This window comes from Streptomyces sp. NPDC048290, assembly GCF_040652095.1.
Lineage (GTDB): Bacteria > Actinomycetota > Actinomycetes > Streptomycetales > Streptomycetaceae > Streptomyces.
In genome coordinates, this window is record NZ_JBEZLM010000004.1 from 251,913 (window position 1) to 265,742 (window position 13,830).

The 13,830-nt window shown below is 70.9% G+C and carries 30 protein-coding genes; 2 read left to right on the forward strand and 28 right to left on the reverse strand.

All coding sequences use genetic code 11. The features are described from left to right. Positions 1 to 46: 46 nt before the first annotated feature. From AB0D49_RS08405 to AB0D49_RS08445, 9 genes are all read right to left on the reverse strand, one after another. Positions 47 to 589, reverse strand: coding sequence for a hypothetical protein (locus AB0D49_RS08405; protein WP_362752823.1), 543 nt, complete (start codon positions 587 to 589; stop codon positions 47 to 49). Between the two features lie 64 nt (positions 590 to 653). Beyond that, complete coding sequence (locus AB0D49_RS08410; RefSeq protein ID WP_362752825.1) at positions 654 to 1,025, reverse strand: DUF4326 domain-containing protein; 372 nt, start codon at positions 1,023 to 1,025, stop codon at positions 654 to 656. Between the two features lie 111 nt (positions 1,026 to 1,136). Beyond that, the gene (locus AB0D49_RS08415) at positions 1,137 to 1,343 is read right to left on the reverse strand and encodes a DUF6011 domain-containing protein (RefSeq protein ID WP_362752828.1); all 207 of its coding nucleotides are present in this window, start codon (positions 1,341 to 1,343) and stop codon (positions 1,137 to 1,139) included. Continuing rightward, complete coding sequence (locus AB0D49_RS08420) at positions 1,340 to 1,546, reverse strand: helix-turn-helix domain-containing protein (RefSeq protein WP_362752831.1); 207 nt, start codon at positions 1,544 to 1,546, stop codon at positions 1,340 to 1,342. The genes AB0D49_RS08415 and AB0D49_RS08420 overlap by 4 nt, the downstream gene beginning before the upstream one ends. Further along, positions 1,543 to 1,863, reverse strand: a complete 321-nt coding sequence (locus AB0D49_RS08425; RefSeq protein WP_362752834.1) for a hypothetical protein — start codon at positions 1,861 to 1,863, stop codon at positions 1,543 to 1,545. Before AB0D49_RS08425 ends, AB0D49_RS08420 begins: the two co-directional genes overlap by 4 nt. Beyond that, complete coding sequence (locus AB0D49_RS08430) at positions 1,860 to 2,147, reverse strand: hypothetical protein (protein ID WP_362752838.1); 288 nt, start codon at positions 2,145 to 2,147, stop codon at positions 1,860 to 1,862. The genes AB0D49_RS08425 and AB0D49_RS08430 overlap by 4 nt, the downstream gene beginning before the upstream one ends. Then, entirely contained in the window at positions 2,144 to 2,854 is a 711-nt protein-coding gene (locus AB0D49_RS08435) for a hypothetical protein (RefSeq protein WP_362752841.1), read from the reverse strand. The genes AB0D49_RS08430 and AB0D49_RS08435 overlap by 4 nt, the downstream gene beginning before the upstream one ends. After that, a complete protein-coding gene (locus AB0D49_RS08440; protein WP_362752844.1) occupies positions 2,851 to 3,699 on the reverse strand; it encodes a hypothetical protein in 849 nt (282 codons plus the stop codon). Before AB0D49_RS08440 ends, AB0D49_RS08435 begins: the two co-directional genes overlap by 4 nt. Positions 3,700 to 3,747: 48 nt before the next feature. Continuing rightward, the gene (locus tag AB0D49_RS08445; RefSeq protein ID WP_362752846.1) at positions 3,748 to 4,332 is read right to left on the reverse strand and encodes an HNH endonuclease; all 585 of its coding nucleotides are present in this window, start codon (positions 4,330 to 4,332) and stop codon (positions 3,748 to 3,750) included. Positions 4,333 to 4,479: 147 nt separating this feature from the next. Between AB0D49_RS08445 and AB0D49_RS08450 the strand changes: the two genes are divergently transcribed. Continuing rightward, positions 4,480 to 4,695, forward strand: coding sequence for a type II toxin-antitoxin system prevent-host-death family antitoxin (locus tag AB0D49_RS08450; protein ID WP_362752849.1), 216 nt, complete (start codon positions 4,480 to 4,482; stop codon positions 4,693 to 4,695). 54 nt (positions 4,696 to 4,749) lie between these two features. Here AB0D49_RS08450 and AB0D49_RS08455 read toward each other — a convergent pair whose 3' ends face one another. From AB0D49_RS08455 to AB0D49_RS08545, 19 genes are all read right to left on the reverse strand, one after another. Next, positions 4,750 to 5,079 (reverse strand): hypothetical protein, encoded by a 330-nt coding sequence (locus AB0D49_RS08455; RefSeq protein ID WP_362752851.1) that lies wholly within the window; start codon positions 5,077 to 5,079, stop codon positions 4,750 to 4,752. Between the two features lie 95 nt (positions 5,080 to 5,174). Continuing rightward, positions 5,175 to 5,753: a hypothetical protein gene (locus AB0D49_RS08460; protein WP_362752854.1), complete on the reverse strand. Its 579-nt coding sequence runs from the start codon at positions 5,751 to 5,753 to the stop codon at positions 5,175 to 5,177. Positions 5,754 to 5,878: 125 nt separating this feature from the next. Next, positions 5,879 to 6,199, reverse strand: coding sequence for a WhiB family transcriptional regulator (locus tag AB0D49_RS08465; protein WP_362752857.1), 321 nt, complete (start codon positions 6,197 to 6,199; stop codon positions 5,879 to 5,881). After that, positions 6,196 to 6,645 carry a hypothetical protein gene (locus AB0D49_RS08470; RefSeq protein ID WP_362752860.1) on the reverse strand — a complete coding sequence of 150 codons (450 nt, stop codon included), beginning with the start codon at positions 6,643 to 6,645 and terminating at the stop codon, positions 6,196 to 6,198. The genes AB0D49_RS08465 and AB0D49_RS08470 overlap by 4 nt, the downstream gene beginning before the upstream one ends. Further along, entirely contained in the window at positions 6,642 to 7,187 is a 546-nt protein-coding gene (locus AB0D49_RS08475; protein WP_362752863.1) for a hypothetical protein, read from the reverse strand. The genes AB0D49_RS08470 and AB0D49_RS08475 overlap by 4 nt, the downstream gene beginning before the upstream one ends. Further along, the gene (locus tag AB0D49_RS08480) at positions 7,184 to 7,594 is read right to left on the reverse strand and encodes a DUF6205 family protein (protein ID WP_362752866.1); all 411 of its coding nucleotides are present in this window, start codon (positions 7,592 to 7,594) and stop codon (positions 7,184 to 7,186) included. Before AB0D49_RS08480 ends, AB0D49_RS08475 begins: the two co-directional genes overlap by 4 nt. A 1-nt stretch (position 7,595) precedes the next feature. Continuing rightward, positions 7,596 to 7,853 (reverse strand): hypothetical protein, encoded by a 258-nt coding sequence (locus AB0D49_RS08485; protein ID WP_362752870.1) that lies wholly within the window; start codon positions 7,851 to 7,853, stop codon positions 7,596 to 7,598. After that, positions 7,850 to 8,653, reverse strand: coding sequence for a hypothetical protein (locus AB0D49_RS08490; RefSeq protein ID WP_362752873.1), 804 nt, complete (start codon positions 8,651 to 8,653; stop codon positions 7,850 to 7,852). Before AB0D49_RS08490 ends, AB0D49_RS08485 begins: the two co-directional genes overlap by 4 nt. Further along, positions 8,650 to 9,483: a hypothetical protein gene (locus AB0D49_RS08495; RefSeq protein ID WP_362752876.1), complete on the reverse strand. Its 834-nt coding sequence runs from the start codon at positions 9,481 to 9,483 to the stop codon at positions 8,650 to 8,652. Before AB0D49_RS08495 ends, AB0D49_RS08490 begins: the two co-directional genes overlap by 4 nt. Beyond that, positions 9,483 to 9,731, reverse strand: a complete 249-nt coding sequence (locus tag AB0D49_RS08500) for a hypothetical protein (protein WP_362752879.1) — start codon at positions 9,729 to 9,731, stop codon at positions 9,483 to 9,485. The genes AB0D49_RS08495 and AB0D49_RS08500 overlap by 1 nt, the downstream gene beginning before the upstream one ends. Beyond that, the gene (locus tag AB0D49_RS08505) at positions 9,728 to 9,946 is read right to left on the reverse strand and encodes a hypothetical protein (protein WP_362752882.1); all 219 of its coding nucleotides are present in this window, start codon (positions 9,944 to 9,946) and stop codon (positions 9,728 to 9,730) included. Before AB0D49_RS08505 ends, AB0D49_RS08500 begins: the two co-directional genes overlap by 4 nt. Then, positions 9,943 to 10,545 carry a hypothetical protein gene (locus AB0D49_RS08510; protein ID WP_362752885.1) on the reverse strand — a complete coding sequence of 201 codons (603 nt, stop codon included), beginning with the start codon at positions 10,543 to 10,545 and terminating at the stop codon, positions 9,943 to 9,945. The genes AB0D49_RS08505 and AB0D49_RS08510 overlap by 4 nt, the downstream gene beginning before the upstream one ends. After that, positions 10,542 to 10,910 carry a hypothetical protein gene (locus tag AB0D49_RS08515; protein WP_362752887.1) on the reverse strand — a complete coding sequence of 123 codons (369 nt, stop codon included), beginning with the start codon at positions 10,908 to 10,910 and terminating at the stop codon, positions 10,542 to 10,544. Before AB0D49_RS08515 ends, AB0D49_RS08510 begins: the two co-directional genes overlap by 4 nt. Beyond that, entirely contained in the window at positions 10,907 to 11,293 is a 387-nt protein-coding gene (locus tag AB0D49_RS08520) for a hypothetical protein (protein WP_362752889.1), read from the reverse strand. Before AB0D49_RS08520 ends, AB0D49_RS08515 begins: the two co-directional genes overlap by 4 nt. After that, complete coding sequence (locus tag AB0D49_RS08525) at positions 11,290 to 11,622, reverse strand: hypothetical protein (RefSeq protein WP_362752892.1); 333 nt, start codon at positions 11,620 to 11,622, stop codon at positions 11,290 to 11,292. Before AB0D49_RS08525 ends, AB0D49_RS08520 begins: the two co-directional genes overlap by 4 nt. Continuing rightward, a complete protein-coding gene (locus tag AB0D49_RS08530; protein WP_362752895.1) occupies positions 11,622 to 12,092 on the reverse strand; it encodes a hypothetical protein in 471 nt (156 codons plus the stop codon). The genes AB0D49_RS08525 and AB0D49_RS08530 overlap by 1 nt, the downstream gene beginning before the upstream one ends. After that, positions 12,089 to 12,526, reverse strand: a complete 438-nt coding sequence (locus tag AB0D49_RS08535) for a hypothetical protein (protein WP_362752898.1) — start codon at positions 12,524 to 12,526, stop codon at positions 12,089 to 12,091. The genes AB0D49_RS08530 and AB0D49_RS08535 overlap by 4 nt, the downstream gene beginning before the upstream one ends. A gap of 91 nt (positions 12,527 to 12,617) precedes the next feature. After that, entirely contained in the window at positions 12,618 to 12,842 is a 225-nt protein-coding gene (locus tag AB0D49_RS08540; RefSeq protein ID WP_362752901.1) for a hypothetical protein, read from the reverse strand. Further along, positions 12,826 to 13,140: an XRE family transcriptional regulator gene (locus AB0D49_RS08545; RefSeq protein ID WP_362752904.1), complete on the reverse strand. Its 315-nt coding sequence runs from the start codon at positions 13,138 to 13,140 to the stop codon at positions 12,826 to 12,828. The genes AB0D49_RS08540 and AB0D49_RS08545 overlap by 17 nt, the downstream gene beginning before the upstream one ends. A gap of 262 nt (positions 13,141 to 13,402) precedes the next feature. Between AB0D49_RS08545 and AB0D49_RS08550 the strand changes: the two genes are divergently transcribed. Beyond that, positions 13,403 to 13,765, forward strand: a complete 363-nt coding sequence (locus AB0D49_RS08550; protein WP_362752907.1) for a helix-turn-helix domain-containing protein — start codon at positions 13,403 to 13,405, stop codon at positions 13,763 to 13,765. The last annotated feature ends 65 nt before the right edge of the window (positions 13,766 to 13,830 follow it).

Genomic DNA, 13,830 nt, shown 5'->3' on the forward strand with positions numbered 1-13,830 from the left:
GGGGCAGGCCGCCCGCCGATACCAGCGGCGGGCGGCCGTCTGCGGGTCACTGGCCGGTGCTCTCCTCGGCCGTCCCCCACGCCTGGCACGCGGCGTGCAGCTCGTCGGCGGTCTCCCAGGAGCCGCCGATGATCCCGCCGCTCCAGCGGCACTGGCCGAAGTTGAAGAAGTCACCAGCGCCGATCTCGCGGCCGATCACCTTGCGGGTGGCGTCGATGACGGCGGCGGGGTCGGCGTCCCCGTGGACCGGCAGCGCGGTGGGGTACTCGTTGCTGCCGTCGGCCTTCAGCGCGGCGAACAGCCAGATCGGCCCCTTGTCGGGCTCGCCCTGCTCGGCCTCGACGCCGGTGTGCCACTCCCAGATCAGCAGCAGACCGTGCGGCCACTCGGTGCCCGCAGGGATGTCCTCCGCTGTCGCGCCGACCGTGCCGGACGGGTCGAGGCTGATGACGGCGTTGAGGTAGCAGTAGGTACCGCGGGTCTCGCTGTCGTCCGTCCAGCAGTGGTCGGTGAGGTCTAGGCCGTCTTCGGTGAGGGCGTCACAGACGGCGGTGATGTACGGGTCGTGAGGCAGCGTGCGGGCGGCCATTCGGTACTCCAGTCGTGTGTCTGGTTTGGGTTTGTTGGGCCGGTGTGGGGATGGGATGTGCCAGTCAGGCAGCGTTCGCCAGCTCCAGCAGCACATCCCCGTGGCACGGCAGTTCGGTCGGGCACCAGCACATGAGGTCCCGCCCCCGCAACTGCCGCCGCGCCGCAGCCGCCAGATCGGGCTGGCTCACCGCCCACGCCCGGTACCAGTCGACGGCGACCCGGCGGGCGTCGTGGTCACTCGTGCTGCCGAAGATCACTGCCTCGGTGCGGGAGTCGATGACGACGTGGTTGGGCCCGCAGACGGTGAGCCGGTAGGGGTTGCCCCAGGCGGAGCCGCGGCCGATGTAGACGGCGCCGACCGGCGCGCGCCAGCCCTTGAGGCGGCGGCGCTGGATGCGGTGGGGGCGGTCGAGGGTCGCCTGTCGGGCTGCCATGGGTCCTCCGTGGGTGGGGTGCTTTTGCGCGGTGCGGTCTGCATCCGGATGCACGGCCGGTCGGCGCCGGGGCGTTCGGTCGGGTGGGTGGGGTGGTATCCGGATGAGCAGTCAGGCGTCTGGCAGTCGCGGCTGGATGGGGATAGCAAGTTGGCCCGGTATATGGGGTGATGCCATGTTCGGTGCCGGTATGTGGATGCGAGGCGCTGTGTGGCCGCTGAGGCGCCTGAAACAGACGGGGCCGACTCCACGGGCGCGGGAGGCGGGATCGTGCAGGAGACGGCCGCAGGGGCATCGCACAGGGGTCTCCTGGCTCACGCGGTCGCCTTCCGGTCTTCGGCCCGCCAGCGCCAGACGGTGCGTGGGGTGACGCCGAGGAGTCCGGCGATCTCCTCGGCGCCGACTCCTCGGGTGGTGAGTTGGCGGGTGGCGGTGCGGCGGGCGGCGGGAGTGAGGCCCCAGTCGGGGAGGCGGTCGTGGACGACGGCGGCAATGTCTTCGGCGGCGTCGGTCGTGGTCACGCGTCCTCCTCGTCGTAGCCGTGGCCGGGGCACCACAGGTCGGGGTTGTCGTGCCAGGGGTGGCCGTCGTGGTAGTCGTCGTGGCCGCACTGGCGGGTACCGGACTCGGGCAGGACGTCGTCGCGGGCGTGGTCGCGCTGCTCGGTCGCGTCGGCAAGTTCGGCGTGGAGGCGGCGGACCTCGGCGAGCAGGGCGGGCGCGTGGTCGGCGACGGCGTGTGCGGAGCAGCAGGCGAAACCGGTCGGCGGGTGCTGCTGGTAGGTGGCGAGCGCGGTCTCGGCGGCGGCGAGTTGCTGCTCGGTGAGCGGGGCGGTCATGCGGTTTCCTCGGCTTCCTGGCGGCGGCGCGGGTGGACGTCGTGGTGGCAGGGCACGCCGGGGGTGACCTGGCAGGCGGGGCAGCAGGCGGTGGCGAGGACCCAGGCGGTGACGCGGTGGGGGTGCGGCTGCGGGAGGCGGCGGCCGGACTTGCGGAGCACGCACGGCTTGTGGGCGGCGGCGCGGCAGTGGGGGCAGGGGACGGCGCGGGCCGGGTGGTGTCCTGCGCGGAGCTGGTGGCGGATGGCGTCCGGCATCGGGGCGGTGTAGCGGGGGCGGGTCACTGGGCGGTCTCCTGTTCGGCGAGGTGGCGGGCGGAGGCGTCGCGGATACACTGCTCGGCTGCGGCGCGCTGCTGCGGGGTGAGGTCCGGCTGACCGCGGGCGGTGCGGATGCGGGCGCTGTGGGGCTTGGAGCGGGCTTTGCCGAGGGGCTGCTTGGTGGTGGCGCCGGGGGCGTGGCAGGGGCGGCCGATGGGGGCGTTGCAGGCGGGGCAGATCACGCCGAGGGGCCCGGCACGGCGGACGGTGTCGGCGAGGGCCTGCTCGTCGGAGTCGGGGACAGTCCGGTTGCCCTCCCAGCCGCGAGCCGTCAGCTCGTCCATGAACGCCTTGGGCGGGCCGCCGTCGAGCGCGAGGCGGCCGACGGGCGGGGGGATGCGGCCGGAGGCGATGGCCTGGACCTGGCCGCGGTAGCGGACGAGGTACTCGCCGGTGGTCTCGTCGCCGACGGGCTCGTACTGGAAGTTGACCAGCCGGGCGGAACGGATCTTCGTACGCAGGGTGCGGACGTGGTGCGGGAGTATCCACAGCCTCGTGTCGGGGTCCTTCGGCGGGATCGTGTAGTAGGCGGCGACGGCGGCCTTGGTGTCGGCGTCGAGAGGCACGTCGTGGAGGGCGGCGGCCCAGGCGGTGCGGGCGGCGATCGACGGCTTGCGGTTGTCGAAGGCGGCGCAGTGGCCGAGGAGTTCGGCGGCCTCGTATTCGTTCATGCGGTGTCCTCCGATCGGGGTGGGGTGGCGAGGGCGGCCCATCCGGCGACGCGCTCGTCGGTGCCGGTGAGGAGCTGGCCGGAGGGGAGAGCGATGACGTTCCCGGTGTTCTGGTGCCTGCGGATGTCGGAGAACGCGAACTGAAGGGTGTTCGCGGTGACGGGCTTGCTGGTGTCTCCGAGGCGTTCGAGGGCGCTCCACAGGTCGCCGGGTTCGGTGCCGTTGGTGAGGGCATCCGCGATCACGGAGCGGACCTGGCGTCGGCCGTAGGCGTTGCCGAGGCGATAGCGGTCGAGGAAGGCGTCGGTCATGCGGTCGGCGATGTGCCGCTCGCCCGTCTGCCCCACCGAGGGGTTGCCGGACGACTCGCGGGGGGTAGGGGGGGTTCCCTTCCCTTCCCTGTTCCTTTCCTTTCCTTTCCTTTCCTGTGGTGAGTCCTCAGTGAGTTGTGTGTGAGGACTCAGTGAGTCGCCGTTGTCCCTGGTCACAGGCTCAGGAGGCGTCGGTTCGCCCTGTTCAGGGGCCGGAAGCCTGCTCGGAGTCGGCCGGTTGATCCTTTGGTGCTCATCCCAGCCCGTGACGGCGATGTAGCGCTTCTGATTGAGCGTGTAGCGAGTAATCAGTGAGGACTCAGTGAGTGCCTTCAGGTCGCTCTCGACGTCGGCCGAGGTGCGGTCGTCGAGCGGCCAGACCGCCGCCTTGATGAGGCGGGCGTCATCGACGCAGCGCCCGGCATCGTCGACGTGAGTCCACAGGCCGATGAACGTCAGCCGCGCCGTCAAGGGGAGGTCGGCAACGGTGAGGCTGGTGAAGAACTCCGGCTTGATGGTGCGGATTCTGGCCACGGATGGTGCTCCTTGGTTCGGGAACTGCGGTCGTGCGAAGGGCCGGGTTCAGCCGTCGGCAGGGTCCGCGAGGATTTCGCGGGCGCGTTGCTGGAGTTCGGCGACGTGGCGCCATGCGATGCCGCACGCGTAGCGGAAGAGATTCGAGAACTTGACGCCCGTGCTGCCCATGGCCGCATCGACGATTCCGGGCCACGCGGTGGCGGGGAGTCCAGCGGCGCGGAAGCGGTCCATGGTCGGCTGCCAGTCCGACGGCAGCTCATAGGTGCGCCGCTCGCCGTCGTGCTCGTAGTGCCACGAGTTCCAGGCGTCAGTGAACGCTTGGTGATACGCGTCGCGTCCGGCATCACGCTGCTCGAACTCGGCGGCGGCCTGCTTCATGGCGGCGGACCAGCGGAAGGCGTCCGCCTCCAGGTCGGCGACGAGTGCAGCGTCCGGCGCGGCGGAGGACTTGCCGCTGTTGCAGGGTTCGCAGGCGGTGACGAGGTTGGCCGGAGTGTCGGTGCCGCCGAGCGCGACAGGGATGACGTGATCGACGCGCAGTGGCGCATCCGGGGCGGACGCACCGCAGTACCGGCAGGTGTGGTTGTCGCGCCGGAGGATTTCGTACCGGAGACGCTTTGAGACGGCCATGAATTTCCCATCGAATTCCCAAATTCGGGGGCTGCGTTGAATTGCGCGGCACATTCCGGCAGCGCTTGCGTTCCCCCACCGAAGTTCATGTACATCATAGCGCTTAACGCGCTCATGTACGCAATGCTCGTGAGGTACACTCCGCACATGACCGCGCCCAAGAAGGAGCATCAGGAGAAGATCGCGGACTTCCGCAACTCGCTCGCCGACGCGATCGAGCGGGCCCGCTACTTCGACCAGACGACCGTGCTCACCAGCAGAGGGAAGCGGGTTGCCGTCCTGGTGGGCATGGACTTCTACGAGCGCGCGCTGGCGGCTCTGGGCGAGCAACGCGTGCCCGTCGAGCAGCCCACCGACTCCTGACACCGCTCCTCCTCTCGTCCGGCCCTGCTACGGCGGGGCCTTTGTCGTGTCCGGCTACGCGATCCGTCCGGCCTGAGCGGCGCGGGTGCCGCGCCAGACAGCGACTCGGGATCGCTCGCTTGTGCGGCGGGCACTGCGGTCGGTCCCCGCGTCCTCGATCAGCCCCTCCCTGGCCAGGGACTGCACGAAGTTGCCCCAGTCGGCCTTCGCGTTGGCTGGCTCGGGGAGGTTGTTCTCCGCGGCGATCTCGTACGAGGTGAAGCGCCGCCCGGACTGCGCGGCGGCGACGAATGCGGGGCGCACCTGGTCGGCCCACTCGGCGTAGCTGAGGCCGGTGTCGGGCGTGGGGAGGGTGCCGTCGAGCGCGGGTTGTATGGCGGTCATCTGGGTCTCCTCTCGGGGTGCTGGGGTCCGGGCCCCCGCACTGGGGGGAGGGTGCGCGGGGGCCCGGGTGGCGGCCGTGGGGGTCCGGCCGCCGGTCAGAGGGTCAAATCGCCGTCGCCGAGGCGGCCGAACTCGTCGTCGTCCGGCAGGCCGTCCAGCGGCCAGGAGACGAGCAGCTTCACCGCGTGGTATCCGCTGCGGGGGTTCGTCGCCCGCCCGGCGAAGCGGCCCGCGCGCGGGGCCGTCTGGAGGCCCGCGTAGACCTCGAACCGCCGCTCGTCGCAGTCGATGAGGTAGCCCCACTCGCACCACAGCGAGTCACCCGGCCAGTCCGGATTGTGGGCGGCGTGACCGCCTGCGAGAGACGCGGCCGGGTCCCCGAGCGTCCGGCGCAGCAGCCGGTACCACTCCTCCTCCGGCTCCGGCTTGTCCTTCGCGCCGACCGTGGGGTCGGCGTACTGGGCGAGGGCCGTGTACTGCTCCGGGGTGGGCCTGACGTCGGCGTCGATGTGAACGAGCTCGGCAGCCTGCTTGCGGACGGTGTCCCAGTCGGTGACGCCGCGGGCCCAGGCGAGGGCGTCGGCGCCGAGCCCGGACGGGTAGGCGTCGTGGTGGACGTAGGTGATCGTTTCGCGGCCGTCGGCGAGGAAGCCGAGGAATCCCCTGGTCGACATGAGGCGTCCCTTCTGGTGTGGCTATCTGGTGGGAGACCCCGCCGAATTCGCCTCGGCGGGGTTGCTCGGTCAGGTGGTGTGGTGGACGGCGGCCCGCTCGGCCCGGTACGCCTGCGGGCCGGGCATCACGCCGCCGCCTGCTGCTGGCGGCCCTTGCGTGCCCGGTCGTACAGCGTGCGCCGCTGCTTCGGCGTGAGGCCCCCGCGAATCCCGTGCCGGTGCAGGTGTCCGCGTCCGCCTTCCTCCCGGAGGGCAACGGCCAGGCATGCCAGCTGGACCGGGCAGACGGCGCAGACTGCTTTCGCGTCGGCCTTGGTTTGCTGGTCGCCGGAGGTGGGGAACCACACGTCGCGGCGACCGTCGTACTCGGGTCCGGCACACAGCGCCTGCGTCCGCCAGTCGGGGGCGCGGCGGGTGTCGGGGACAGCGCCGGTGTAGTGGCTCACGACACGCCTCCAAAGATCGATGTGAAGGCGGCGTCCGCGCGCCGGTTCGCCTCACGGATCTGCTGGTCCTCCAGGTGCCCGCCTGCGACGCAGTGGGGCATGTCGCAACCCACGGAAAGGCGCCCCTGCGGCTCGCGTCCGTGATGCAGCCGGAAGGCGACCTGGCGGACGGAGAGACGCCGCTGACGGAAGTTCAGGCGGGGATGACCCGTCGTGTCGGCGGGCCCCGTCCACCGCATGTGACCGCCGTCGATCGGGTGGCTGTTCGAGCGGTAGGCGTCCTCGACCGAGGCGTAGGTGTCGGGCGGTCCGCACCGTGGCGCGGGCATACCGAGCACTTCGCGGGTGCGCTGGACGGTGCGCGGGGCGACGTGGAGCTGGCGGCAGATGCGGGACTGGGGAGTGCCAGCGCGCAGGAGTTCGGCGATGTCCTGGCGGACCTTCATCGGACAGTCACCGCCTCGCGGTTCCGTTCCGGGAGCGTGGCCAGCGGGTGTCCGAGCCAGTCGTAGGCAGCCGCCAGCACGCCGTACGCGTCGGCTTCGTCGTAGCGTGCCGTGCCCTCTGTGTGGACACCGAACTTGTCCGCGACGCCGGACCGGACTTCGCCCTTTGTGGCGTTTCCCCGGTCGGCGACGTACAGCTTCAGGCTGGAGGGCGGGATCACCGCGTAGGGGATGCGGTGGCGGTGGCAGTACATGCGGACAGCGACGCGGAGCCCTGCGAGGTCCTCGTGTCCGGCGAGGGCTCCGTGGCCGTACGAGGGGCCCTCCATGGCGATCATGTCGGCGCTGCGGATGAAGGTCTTGATGGTGGATTCGAGGTAGTCGAGGCGGGCGTCTCCGCGCAGGGTGGTGCGGATGTGATCGGTCCAGCCGTCTCCGGCGATGCCGGTGGAGCGGAGGGAGATGTCGAGGGCGACGACGAGGGGCCGGGGCCCGGCCGCCGTGGTGGCGGCCGGGGCTTCGGGCAGGGTCGGGGCAGTCACTCGGCACCGTCCTCATCGGGCCAGACGATGCGGGGCTCGACCCTCACCGCGCGGCCGTCCCGGATCACGACCCGCCACAGGTCCGTGTTCTCCTCGCCCTCGCAGTCCAGGCGCCCGGTGAACGTGTGGCCGGGGAACAGGTCGATGCAGCGCTGTACCTGCTCGACGAGACCGCGGTCGCGGTACTCGTCGATGTGCGGCATGACGAGCGCGCTCGCACTACGGCGAAGGAGCGGACCGTCGTCCGTGTCGGTGCTGGTCTCGTCGACACGCAGCCCGAGGTCGATCTTCAGTGCGCCCCAGAGTCCTTCACGGCCCGGCTGGGTGAACGGGCTGCTCTTGATCTCGTTCCAGGTGAGCGGCGGCGTGATGGCGAACTCGCCGTCGACGCGGGTGATGTAGCCCATGTCAGTCCCCCTCAGTGGTGGTGTGGACGGCGTGGTGGAGGCGGTCCCGACCGGACTGCCACGGGTCGGCCGAGCTGGCGGCGGCGAGCGTCGCCTCGTCCGTGCGGGCCGCGCTGTCGGCTCGCTCGTGGGCCTCACGGACCAGCCGGTCCCGCGTCGACTCGCGTCGGGCCTCACGGCGGGACATCCAGAGCGCAGCCAGCCACAGGGCCACGGCCACGAAGGCGAAGGAGATGAGGGCGGCGGGCACGGTGCTCATGAGGTCGCCGCCGTTCCGGGCCGAGTGACGGCGGGCCAGCCCTGCTCCTCGCCCCATGCGTCCGCGTCACCGGACGCGCCCTCGTCCTGGGAGGCGTCGGCAGCGGGCGGCTCGTCGGCCGCAGGCTCTCCTGCGGACGGCTCGGGGAACTCCGGCTCCGGCGTCGGCACGGGTTCCAGCACGCGCCGTTTCACCTTCCGGGTACTGGTGGCCTTCTCCGGTGAGAGGTCGGTGAGTTCCTCGGTCGAGTAGGGCACGCCGTACAGCACGTCGGACGCGGTCATCCGGCAGGCTTCGGCGGTCGCCCGAGCGAGGAGCATCGCCTGCGGCTGCTTCTTCCAGTTGTCCTTGCCCAGGAGGTTCAGACCACGGGCCCGCTCGATCGTCCACTTCGAGCGGTGGATCTTGTCCGAGCCGTGGCGTTGGCCGCACACGATCGCTTCGGTCGGGGTGACCTTCTCCTCCCAGATCTCGTGGCCGCGGGACTGGACCACGCCCCGCATCGCGTTCGCCCGCATCGCAGGGGTGCCCTGGATCAGGTCGAACGCCCGCAGCGACGCCATCGGCGACAGGCCCATCTCGTTGCCCGTGAGGATCGCCGCCGTCACCTCGCCCGGCTTGCCGCGGAACTGCTGCGGCACGAACGAGGTCTGCGCCAGCGACTGCGCGATCGCATTCGCGGCGCGGGCTTCGTCCGCCCACGCCACCAGGTCACGGGTCCGTGGCCGGGCCGCCCCGTCCGGCGCCTGCTCCATCACGGCGGGCGCCGCGAGTGCTTCGTACTGCTGGATCTCGGTCATGCGTTGTCCCCCCAGGACGGTGTGGGCAGCTCGGCGGACACGAGCCGCTCCTTGAGGTCCTTGTTGTTGCGGGCCATCCACGCGGCCCGGTTGAAGTGCTGGAACGCCGCCTCGGACACGTCGATCTCGTGCGCGGCGTAGGTGCCGTCGGCCTTGAGGTGGACGCCGAGCCCGCGGGTGATCCGCAGGTCGGCCATCGGCTGCTCGGCGCCGTCGGCGTCGACGTAGAACTCGGCGTGTGTGTACGCGGCGGCCTGCAACGCGGCCTCGCCCCAGATCCCGGAGCGGCCGGACTTCCAGTCGACCATCCACCGCACCCCGTCCGGGGTCTCGCAGACGTTGTCGAAGGTGCCCGCGTACCACCAGCGGCGGGACGCGACCGGCCGCTCGACAAGCAGCGTCGTCGGCTGCCAGTCGTCGAACCAGCGGGCTGCGGCCTCGACGTACGGAGCGATCTCTCCGGGGACCTCCACCTCGACGCCGGCGGCGAGCTGCTCGGCGTACGTGTGGATGTCGGTGCCGCGGGCGGCTGCGGCGTCGCGCTGGGCGTACGGGGTGCCCTTCAGCTCGTGCACCATGGCGTCTCGGGTGAGCTGGTCCCACATGTCAGCAACAGCACCGCGGTTGTCGACGACGTACTCGGCGACCGATTTGGCGGCCCAGCCGACGAGCGCCGGCTTCGGGATGCCGTCCTTGAGGAGGGTGGTGACGCCGTCGACCTTGCGGCCGTCGAGGGTGTACCAGTGGCCGCGGCCGTTGGTGTGCTTGCGGAGCCCGAGGGGCCCCGCGGCCGGGTCGGTGGTGGACCCGGCCGTGGGAGATGTCGTCATCAGTCGTCGTCCTCCGGGACGGGCACCCCGGCGACACGCCGCCAAGCAGCACGGTCCTGCATGTCGGAGCGTGGTGCGGCCCGGGTGGTGTCGATGAGCGCGGTCGCGGCGGCGAGCGCGAGAGTGGCGTGCACCTGCGCGGCGGCGAGCAGCTGTTCGTTGCCGTCCTCGATGACGACCGCGCCGTCGGAGGTCTTGCAGCTGTCGAGGAGGCTCTGGGCCTCGCGGTAGTGCTCGGGCCCGGTCATCGGGTGCTCTCCTCAGGGGTGCAGGTGCAGGCTTCGGGGTAGTCGCAGGCCATCTGCGCGAACGCGGCCTCGATCGGCCCCTCGTCGGGGTTCATCAGGTGGCGCGATTCGGCAGCGACACCCTCGGCGAGACGCTGTTCCCGCTGGCGGGCGACGAGGTAAGCGACCTCGCCCCCGAGGCGGACGGCGGGTACGACCGGTTTCTCGGGCCTCATGACGCACCGCCCGGGAGGGCGAGGCTGTACCAGCGGGCGTTCGGCTTCTCGTGCCGGACGAGATGCCCGGCATCCGCGAGGCGGCTGAGGTCGCTTCCCGCCGCGCCCTTGCCGACCGGCCAGCCGAGCGCCCGCAGCACATCCCGCGCCCGCCCCGACTTCCACCGGCCGTCCGGGTCCCGGCGGATCGCGTCGAGTAGCGCCGTCTGCCGGTCGGCGGCCGTCAGCCCCATGGACCACGGTGCGACTGGCGCCGGGGCGCCGCTGGCCTCGGCACGGGCTTGTGCGTCGTCGGCCCGATGCTCGGCGAGGAGCTTCCGCACGTCGTCCAGGTCGCCGTGCTCGACTACCGCGGTCAGGGTGGCGACGAGACCGGACAGCATGGCCAGCTCCCCGACGTACGCCTGCCCGTCGGCCGCTAGCACCTCGGCGCGGTGGGCGTCGAGCAGCGCACGGGCCGAGTTCTCGTCGCCGCCGCGGCGGCTCGACAGCCCCGACACGATCGCCTCACCCGCAGAACGCGTCGACGCGCACCAACGGCAGGCGAGGGCGTTCGCCCAGTCATGGCCGGGGGGATTGATCAGGCAGACAGTGCTCATGCGGCACCCGCCTCACGGTCGGCCGAACGCAGCCGCAGCATCTCGTCGCACGCGTCCCGGAGTTGCCGGAGCCCGCCCACAGACAGAGGGATCAGACCGCCGTCCGCGAACTCGTCCACGTACCGCTCGACACGCGCGTCGTACTCGTGCCGGGCGTGCGAGTCGTCGCCCTGGTGCTGCGCGGACACGCCGAGCGCGTGCATGTCGGCGAACTCCTCGCCGAGGCCCTCGGGCTCGGCGTCGGCCGCCTGGAACACCTCGGCGAGCACCGCACGGGCGAGCCAGCGGGACACGTCGATCGCGGGGAGACCGGTCTCGGTCTGGGTGAAGTAGACGGGGATCGGCCCGTCGATGCGGCGCTTCATCGGGTGCCGTCCTCTCCGGGCAGTGCCAGCCCGAGGTGCACACGGGACTCCTTGTCGAGCCCCTGGCTGATCGCCAGTTCGCGGGTGTCGTTGATCCGCCAGTCCACGCCCTGCTGGCAGCCGAACCCGGACGTGTCCGACCAGGCGACGCAGGTGAACCACTGGCCGCCCAGCAGTCGGCCGACGACCGCGATGTCGGTGGACCCATAACCCTCCGGGGAGACCGCCCACAGGTCCGTGACCTCGACGATCTGCCCCGGCTCGGGCGCGGCAGTGTCGGCGTACTCGTACAGCGAGGACCATGTCCACGCGTCAAGGCTGACCTCGGTGCTGAACCGGGTGGTGAGAGTGGCGAGCCGCTCGAACGGCTGCATGTCGGTCATCGGATGCCTCCGGAGGGGGCGGTGAGGAGCATGAGGAGCGCGGCAGCGGTCCACGCTGCATCCCGCCGCGCATGACGAGCCGCGAGAACACAGGCGCCGATGGAACGGTTCACGGCGTGGCCCGCGTGGACCGCCTCCTGGTGCGTGACGGCGACCGCGCGCCGGACCGGCGGACCGACCACGGCGATGGCGCGGCGTACGGCGGGGCGCGGGTCGAAGTCCGTGACCTCCGCGTCCACCACAAGCAGGAACAAGCCCGACCAGACGGCACTGCCAGCGGCACCCAGCAGCAGGAACCCCGTCCACTCGGCGGGCGTGTGCGTATGCATCACGCACCACCCGCCCCGCGCTCGGCAGCCATCCGCTTCCGGAACACGCACGTCGCGCACGGCTGGCCGTACGTGTAGCCCGCCCCGCACACCCGGCACGTCTGGATCTCGGCAGGCGTCAACGCCTCCAACTCGGCGATCCGGTCCCGGAGACGCCCGTTCTCGACACGCAGCTTCTCCGCCTTGTCCAGCACCCCAGCCAGCACCGGCGACACCCGCGATGCCGCCCTCTCGTCCATCAACGCCAGCAGATCCAGGCCCCGACCAGCAGCAACCGGGTCCACCGGCACCGGCAGGACATCCGCCGACCCCGTGATCCCCTGCGCCGCCAACTCGGCCAGCGTCGCCATCACGAACTCCGGGCACGTCCGCACCGCCACCGGCGCGTACAGAGCGATCCCGCCCTCCGTCACCGTCCGACGCGTCCAACACACGCCACGCCGTGTGTTCACCACCAGCGGGGCGCTCACAGCGACACCTCGCTGTCGTCCGCAGCCGCCGCCAACACCGCAACAGCGGCCTCGACGGTCCGGCCCTCCACGTCACCCCACGCGTCGACGTGCATCGCCATCCACGGATGACCGAGATCCGACTCCATCGCCTCGTCATCCACCTCCAGACGCTGCGCCAGCACCGCAATCGCCTCACCGGCCAGTCGCGACGACAGATGCGGATCACCCGTCGCAGCGCACATCAGCGCGGCCACGATCGAGAGAGGGCGCGTCGAGTGCGCGCTGAACGACGTCCGGGTCCGGTAGTCGGGCACGAGGTCGCCCTGGTGCAGCCCGTTCGCGGAGAGCAGTCGGGCCGCCGCCCGGAACACCGCCGGGACGGTCGTCGGCCGCGCAAGCCGGGACTCATGCAGCGGCATAACCCCGCTGCTGGTCTGCAATGATGTGGCCACGGTGGCCTCTCTTTCTGTCGATTGCTGGGGCCGCCGAGTCGGGGGCTGCTCAGGCCGGGAAGTCGGAGCGGCCCTTCGGCGTGCGATGGGGTCAGGCGGTCGCGGCGAGCTGGTTCTGCTCGGCGTGCCAGGCGCGGACCTTGTCCAGGTCGAAGCGGCGCCCGCGGCCCTCGTACGGCTCCTCGGGCATGCCGGCGTCGACCCACCTGAGGACCTGCCAGTCGGAGACCGCGTAGTACGTCTCCAACTGGGCCTGGGTCAGGAGCGGGACGAGACCGGCCGGGAGGGGGACGACCCGGTCACTCTTCCTCGGCATCGAGACTTGACCTTTCGATAATCGAAGTCGAACCTGTGGGCATGGTGAAGAGGTCCTGGAGGGGGGCGTTCGTCTTCCGGTGCAGCGCCTCGGCGACGAACCAGGCCGTAGTCCACTCGCAGCGGTCGCGGGCCGTCTTGCCGCGGCCTACGAGTCGCCCGACGGCAGCCGCACTGACGCCCTTGCCGGCCGGGTCCACCCACTTGGTCGCCTCAGCGAGTGCGGGGATGGAGAGGCCCGCCCGGGTCATGGCGTCTCTGATCGGCTTGCCGTCGTTCTTGCGGTGGAGTTTGGGCATGAACGGACCTCGTGCCTTTGGCTGGATCGCCCCGACTGGGGCGTCTTCGATATTTCTACTTTCGAAATCGAAGATAGTCAACAGGTTCGCCGAGGTTCGCCGAGTCCAGTCGTGGCGGGTGCGCTTTTAGAACGCGTGTTCTATTGTGGTGGCATATGACATGCTCAACGGCGCGTATCGGGGAGATTGCGCGCCGTCAGATTCACGCCACTGCTTCTACTTTTACTTGCGAAAAGTAGAAGGTAAGGGCACCCTTGCGAGCGTGGAGAACACGGAGCGGCCCGAACCTGCCGAAGAAACCTTCGCGCAGGCCCTCGCCGCGCTCAAGGACGAGTACGGCGTCAGTGAGCCCAAGATCGCCGACGTGATCGGAGTGCACGTCTCCACCGTCAACAACTGGGCAAACGCCAAGGCCGAACCGCGGGCGAAGTACGTCCGAGCCCTCGCTGAGGCGTACCCGAAGTTCCCCGAGACCCGTCTCTTCGCGGCTCTCGGGAAGAGGCCGCCGGCCCCGCAGACCGACGACGAGCGGCAAGAGACCCTGAAGATCCTCGACCGGCTGACGGTTGAACAGCGACGGCTGCTGCTGATCCAGGCCAGGGCTGTCGCTGACAGCAACGAATAGCCGGGCGGCCGTTGGCTTGAGGGCCGGGCGCCCAGGCCGCCGCACCCGCCTCACCTGGCCTCAAC

What these genes read in the sequence shown, in the direction of transcription:
- AB0D49_RS08405 (WP_362752823.1), bottom strand. Translation starts at nt 589, where the DNA reads ATGGCCGCCCGCACGCTGCCTCACGACCCGTACATCACCGCCGTCTGT.
- AB0D49_RS08410 (WP_362752825.1), bottom strand. Translation starts at nt 1,025, where the DNA reads ATGGCAGCCCGACAGGCGACCCTCGACCGCCCCCACCGCATCCAGCGC.
- AB0D49_RS08425 (WP_362752834.1), bottom strand. Translation starts at nt 1,863, where the DNA reads ATGACCGCCCCGCTCACCGAGCAGCAACTCGCCGCCGCCGAGACCGCG.
- AB0D49_RS08435 (WP_362752841.1), bottom strand. Translation starts at nt 2,854, where the DNA reads ATGAACGAATACGAGGCCGCCGAACTCCTCGGCCACTGCGCCGCCTTC.
- AB0D49_RS08445 (WP_362752846.1), bottom strand. Translation starts at nt 4,332, where the DNA reads ATGGCCGTCTCAAAGCGTCTCCGGTACGAAATCCTCCGGCGCGACAAC.
- AB0D49_RS08450 (WP_362752849.1), top strand. Translation starts at nt 4,480, where the DNA reads ATGACCGCGCCCAAGAAGGAGCATCAGGAGAAGATCGCGGACTTCCGC.
- AB0D49_RS08455 (WP_362752851.1), bottom strand. Translation starts at nt 5,079, where the DNA reads ATGACCGCCATACAACCCGCGCTCGACGGCACCCTCCCCACGCCCGAC.
- AB0D49_RS08460 (WP_362752854.1), bottom strand. Translation starts at nt 5,753, where the DNA reads ATGTCGACCAGGGGATTCCTCGGCTTCCTCGCCGACGGCCGCGAAACG.
- AB0D49_RS08470 (WP_362752860.1), bottom strand. Translation starts at nt 6,645, where the DNA reads ATGAAGGTCCGCCAGGACATCGCCGAACTCCTGCGCGCTGGCACTCCC.
- AB0D49_RS08480 (WP_362752866.1), bottom strand. Translation starts at nt 7,594, where the DNA reads ATGGGCTACATCACCCGCGTCGACGGCGAGTTCGCCATCACGCCGCCG.
- AB0D49_RS08485 (WP_362752870.1), bottom strand. Translation starts at nt 7,853, where the DNA reads ATGAGCACCGTGCCCGCCGCCCTCATCTCCTTCGCCTTCGTGGCCGTG.
- AB0D49_RS08490 (WP_362752873.1), bottom strand. Translation starts at nt 8,653, where the DNA reads ATGACCGAGATCCAGCAGTACGAAGCACTCGCGGCGCCCGCCGTGATG.
- AB0D49_RS08495 (WP_362752876.1), bottom strand. Translation starts at nt 9,483, where the DNA reads ATGACGACATCTCCCACGGCCGGGTCCACCACCGACCCGGCCGCGGGG.
- AB0D49_RS08500 (WP_362752879.1), bottom strand. Translation starts at nt 9,731, where the DNA reads ATGACCGGGCCCGAGCACTACCGCGAGGCCCAGAGCCTCCTCGACAGC.
- AB0D49_RS08505 (WP_362752882.1), bottom strand. Translation starts at nt 9,946, where the DNA reads ATGAGGCCCGAGAAACCGGTCGTACCCGCCGTCCGCCTCGGGGGCGAG.
- AB0D49_RS08510 (WP_362752885.1), bottom strand. Translation starts at nt 10,545, where the DNA reads ATGAGCACTGTCTGCCTGATCAATCCCCCCGGCCATGACTGGGCGAAC.
- AB0D49_RS08515 (WP_362752887.1), bottom strand. Translation starts at nt 10,910, where the DNA reads ATGAAGCGCCGCATCGACGGGCCGATCCCCGTCTACTTCACCCAGACC.
- AB0D49_RS08520 (WP_362752889.1), bottom strand. Translation starts at nt 11,293, where the DNA reads ATGACCGACATGCAGCCGTTCGAGCGGCTCGCCACTCTCACCACCCGG.
- AB0D49_RS08525 (WP_362752892.1), bottom strand. Translation starts at nt 11,622, where the DNA reads ATGCATACGCACACGCCCGCCGAGTGGACGGGGTTCCTGCTGCTGGGT.
- AB0D49_RS08540 (WP_362752901.1), bottom strand. Translation starts at nt 12,842, where the DNA reads ATGCCGAGGAAGAGTGACCGGGTCGTCCCCCTCCCGGCCGGTCTCGTC.
- AB0D49_RS08545 (WP_362752904.1), bottom strand. Translation starts at nt 13,140, where the DNA reads ATGCCCAAACTCCACCGCAAGAACGACGGCAAGCCGATCAGAGACGCC.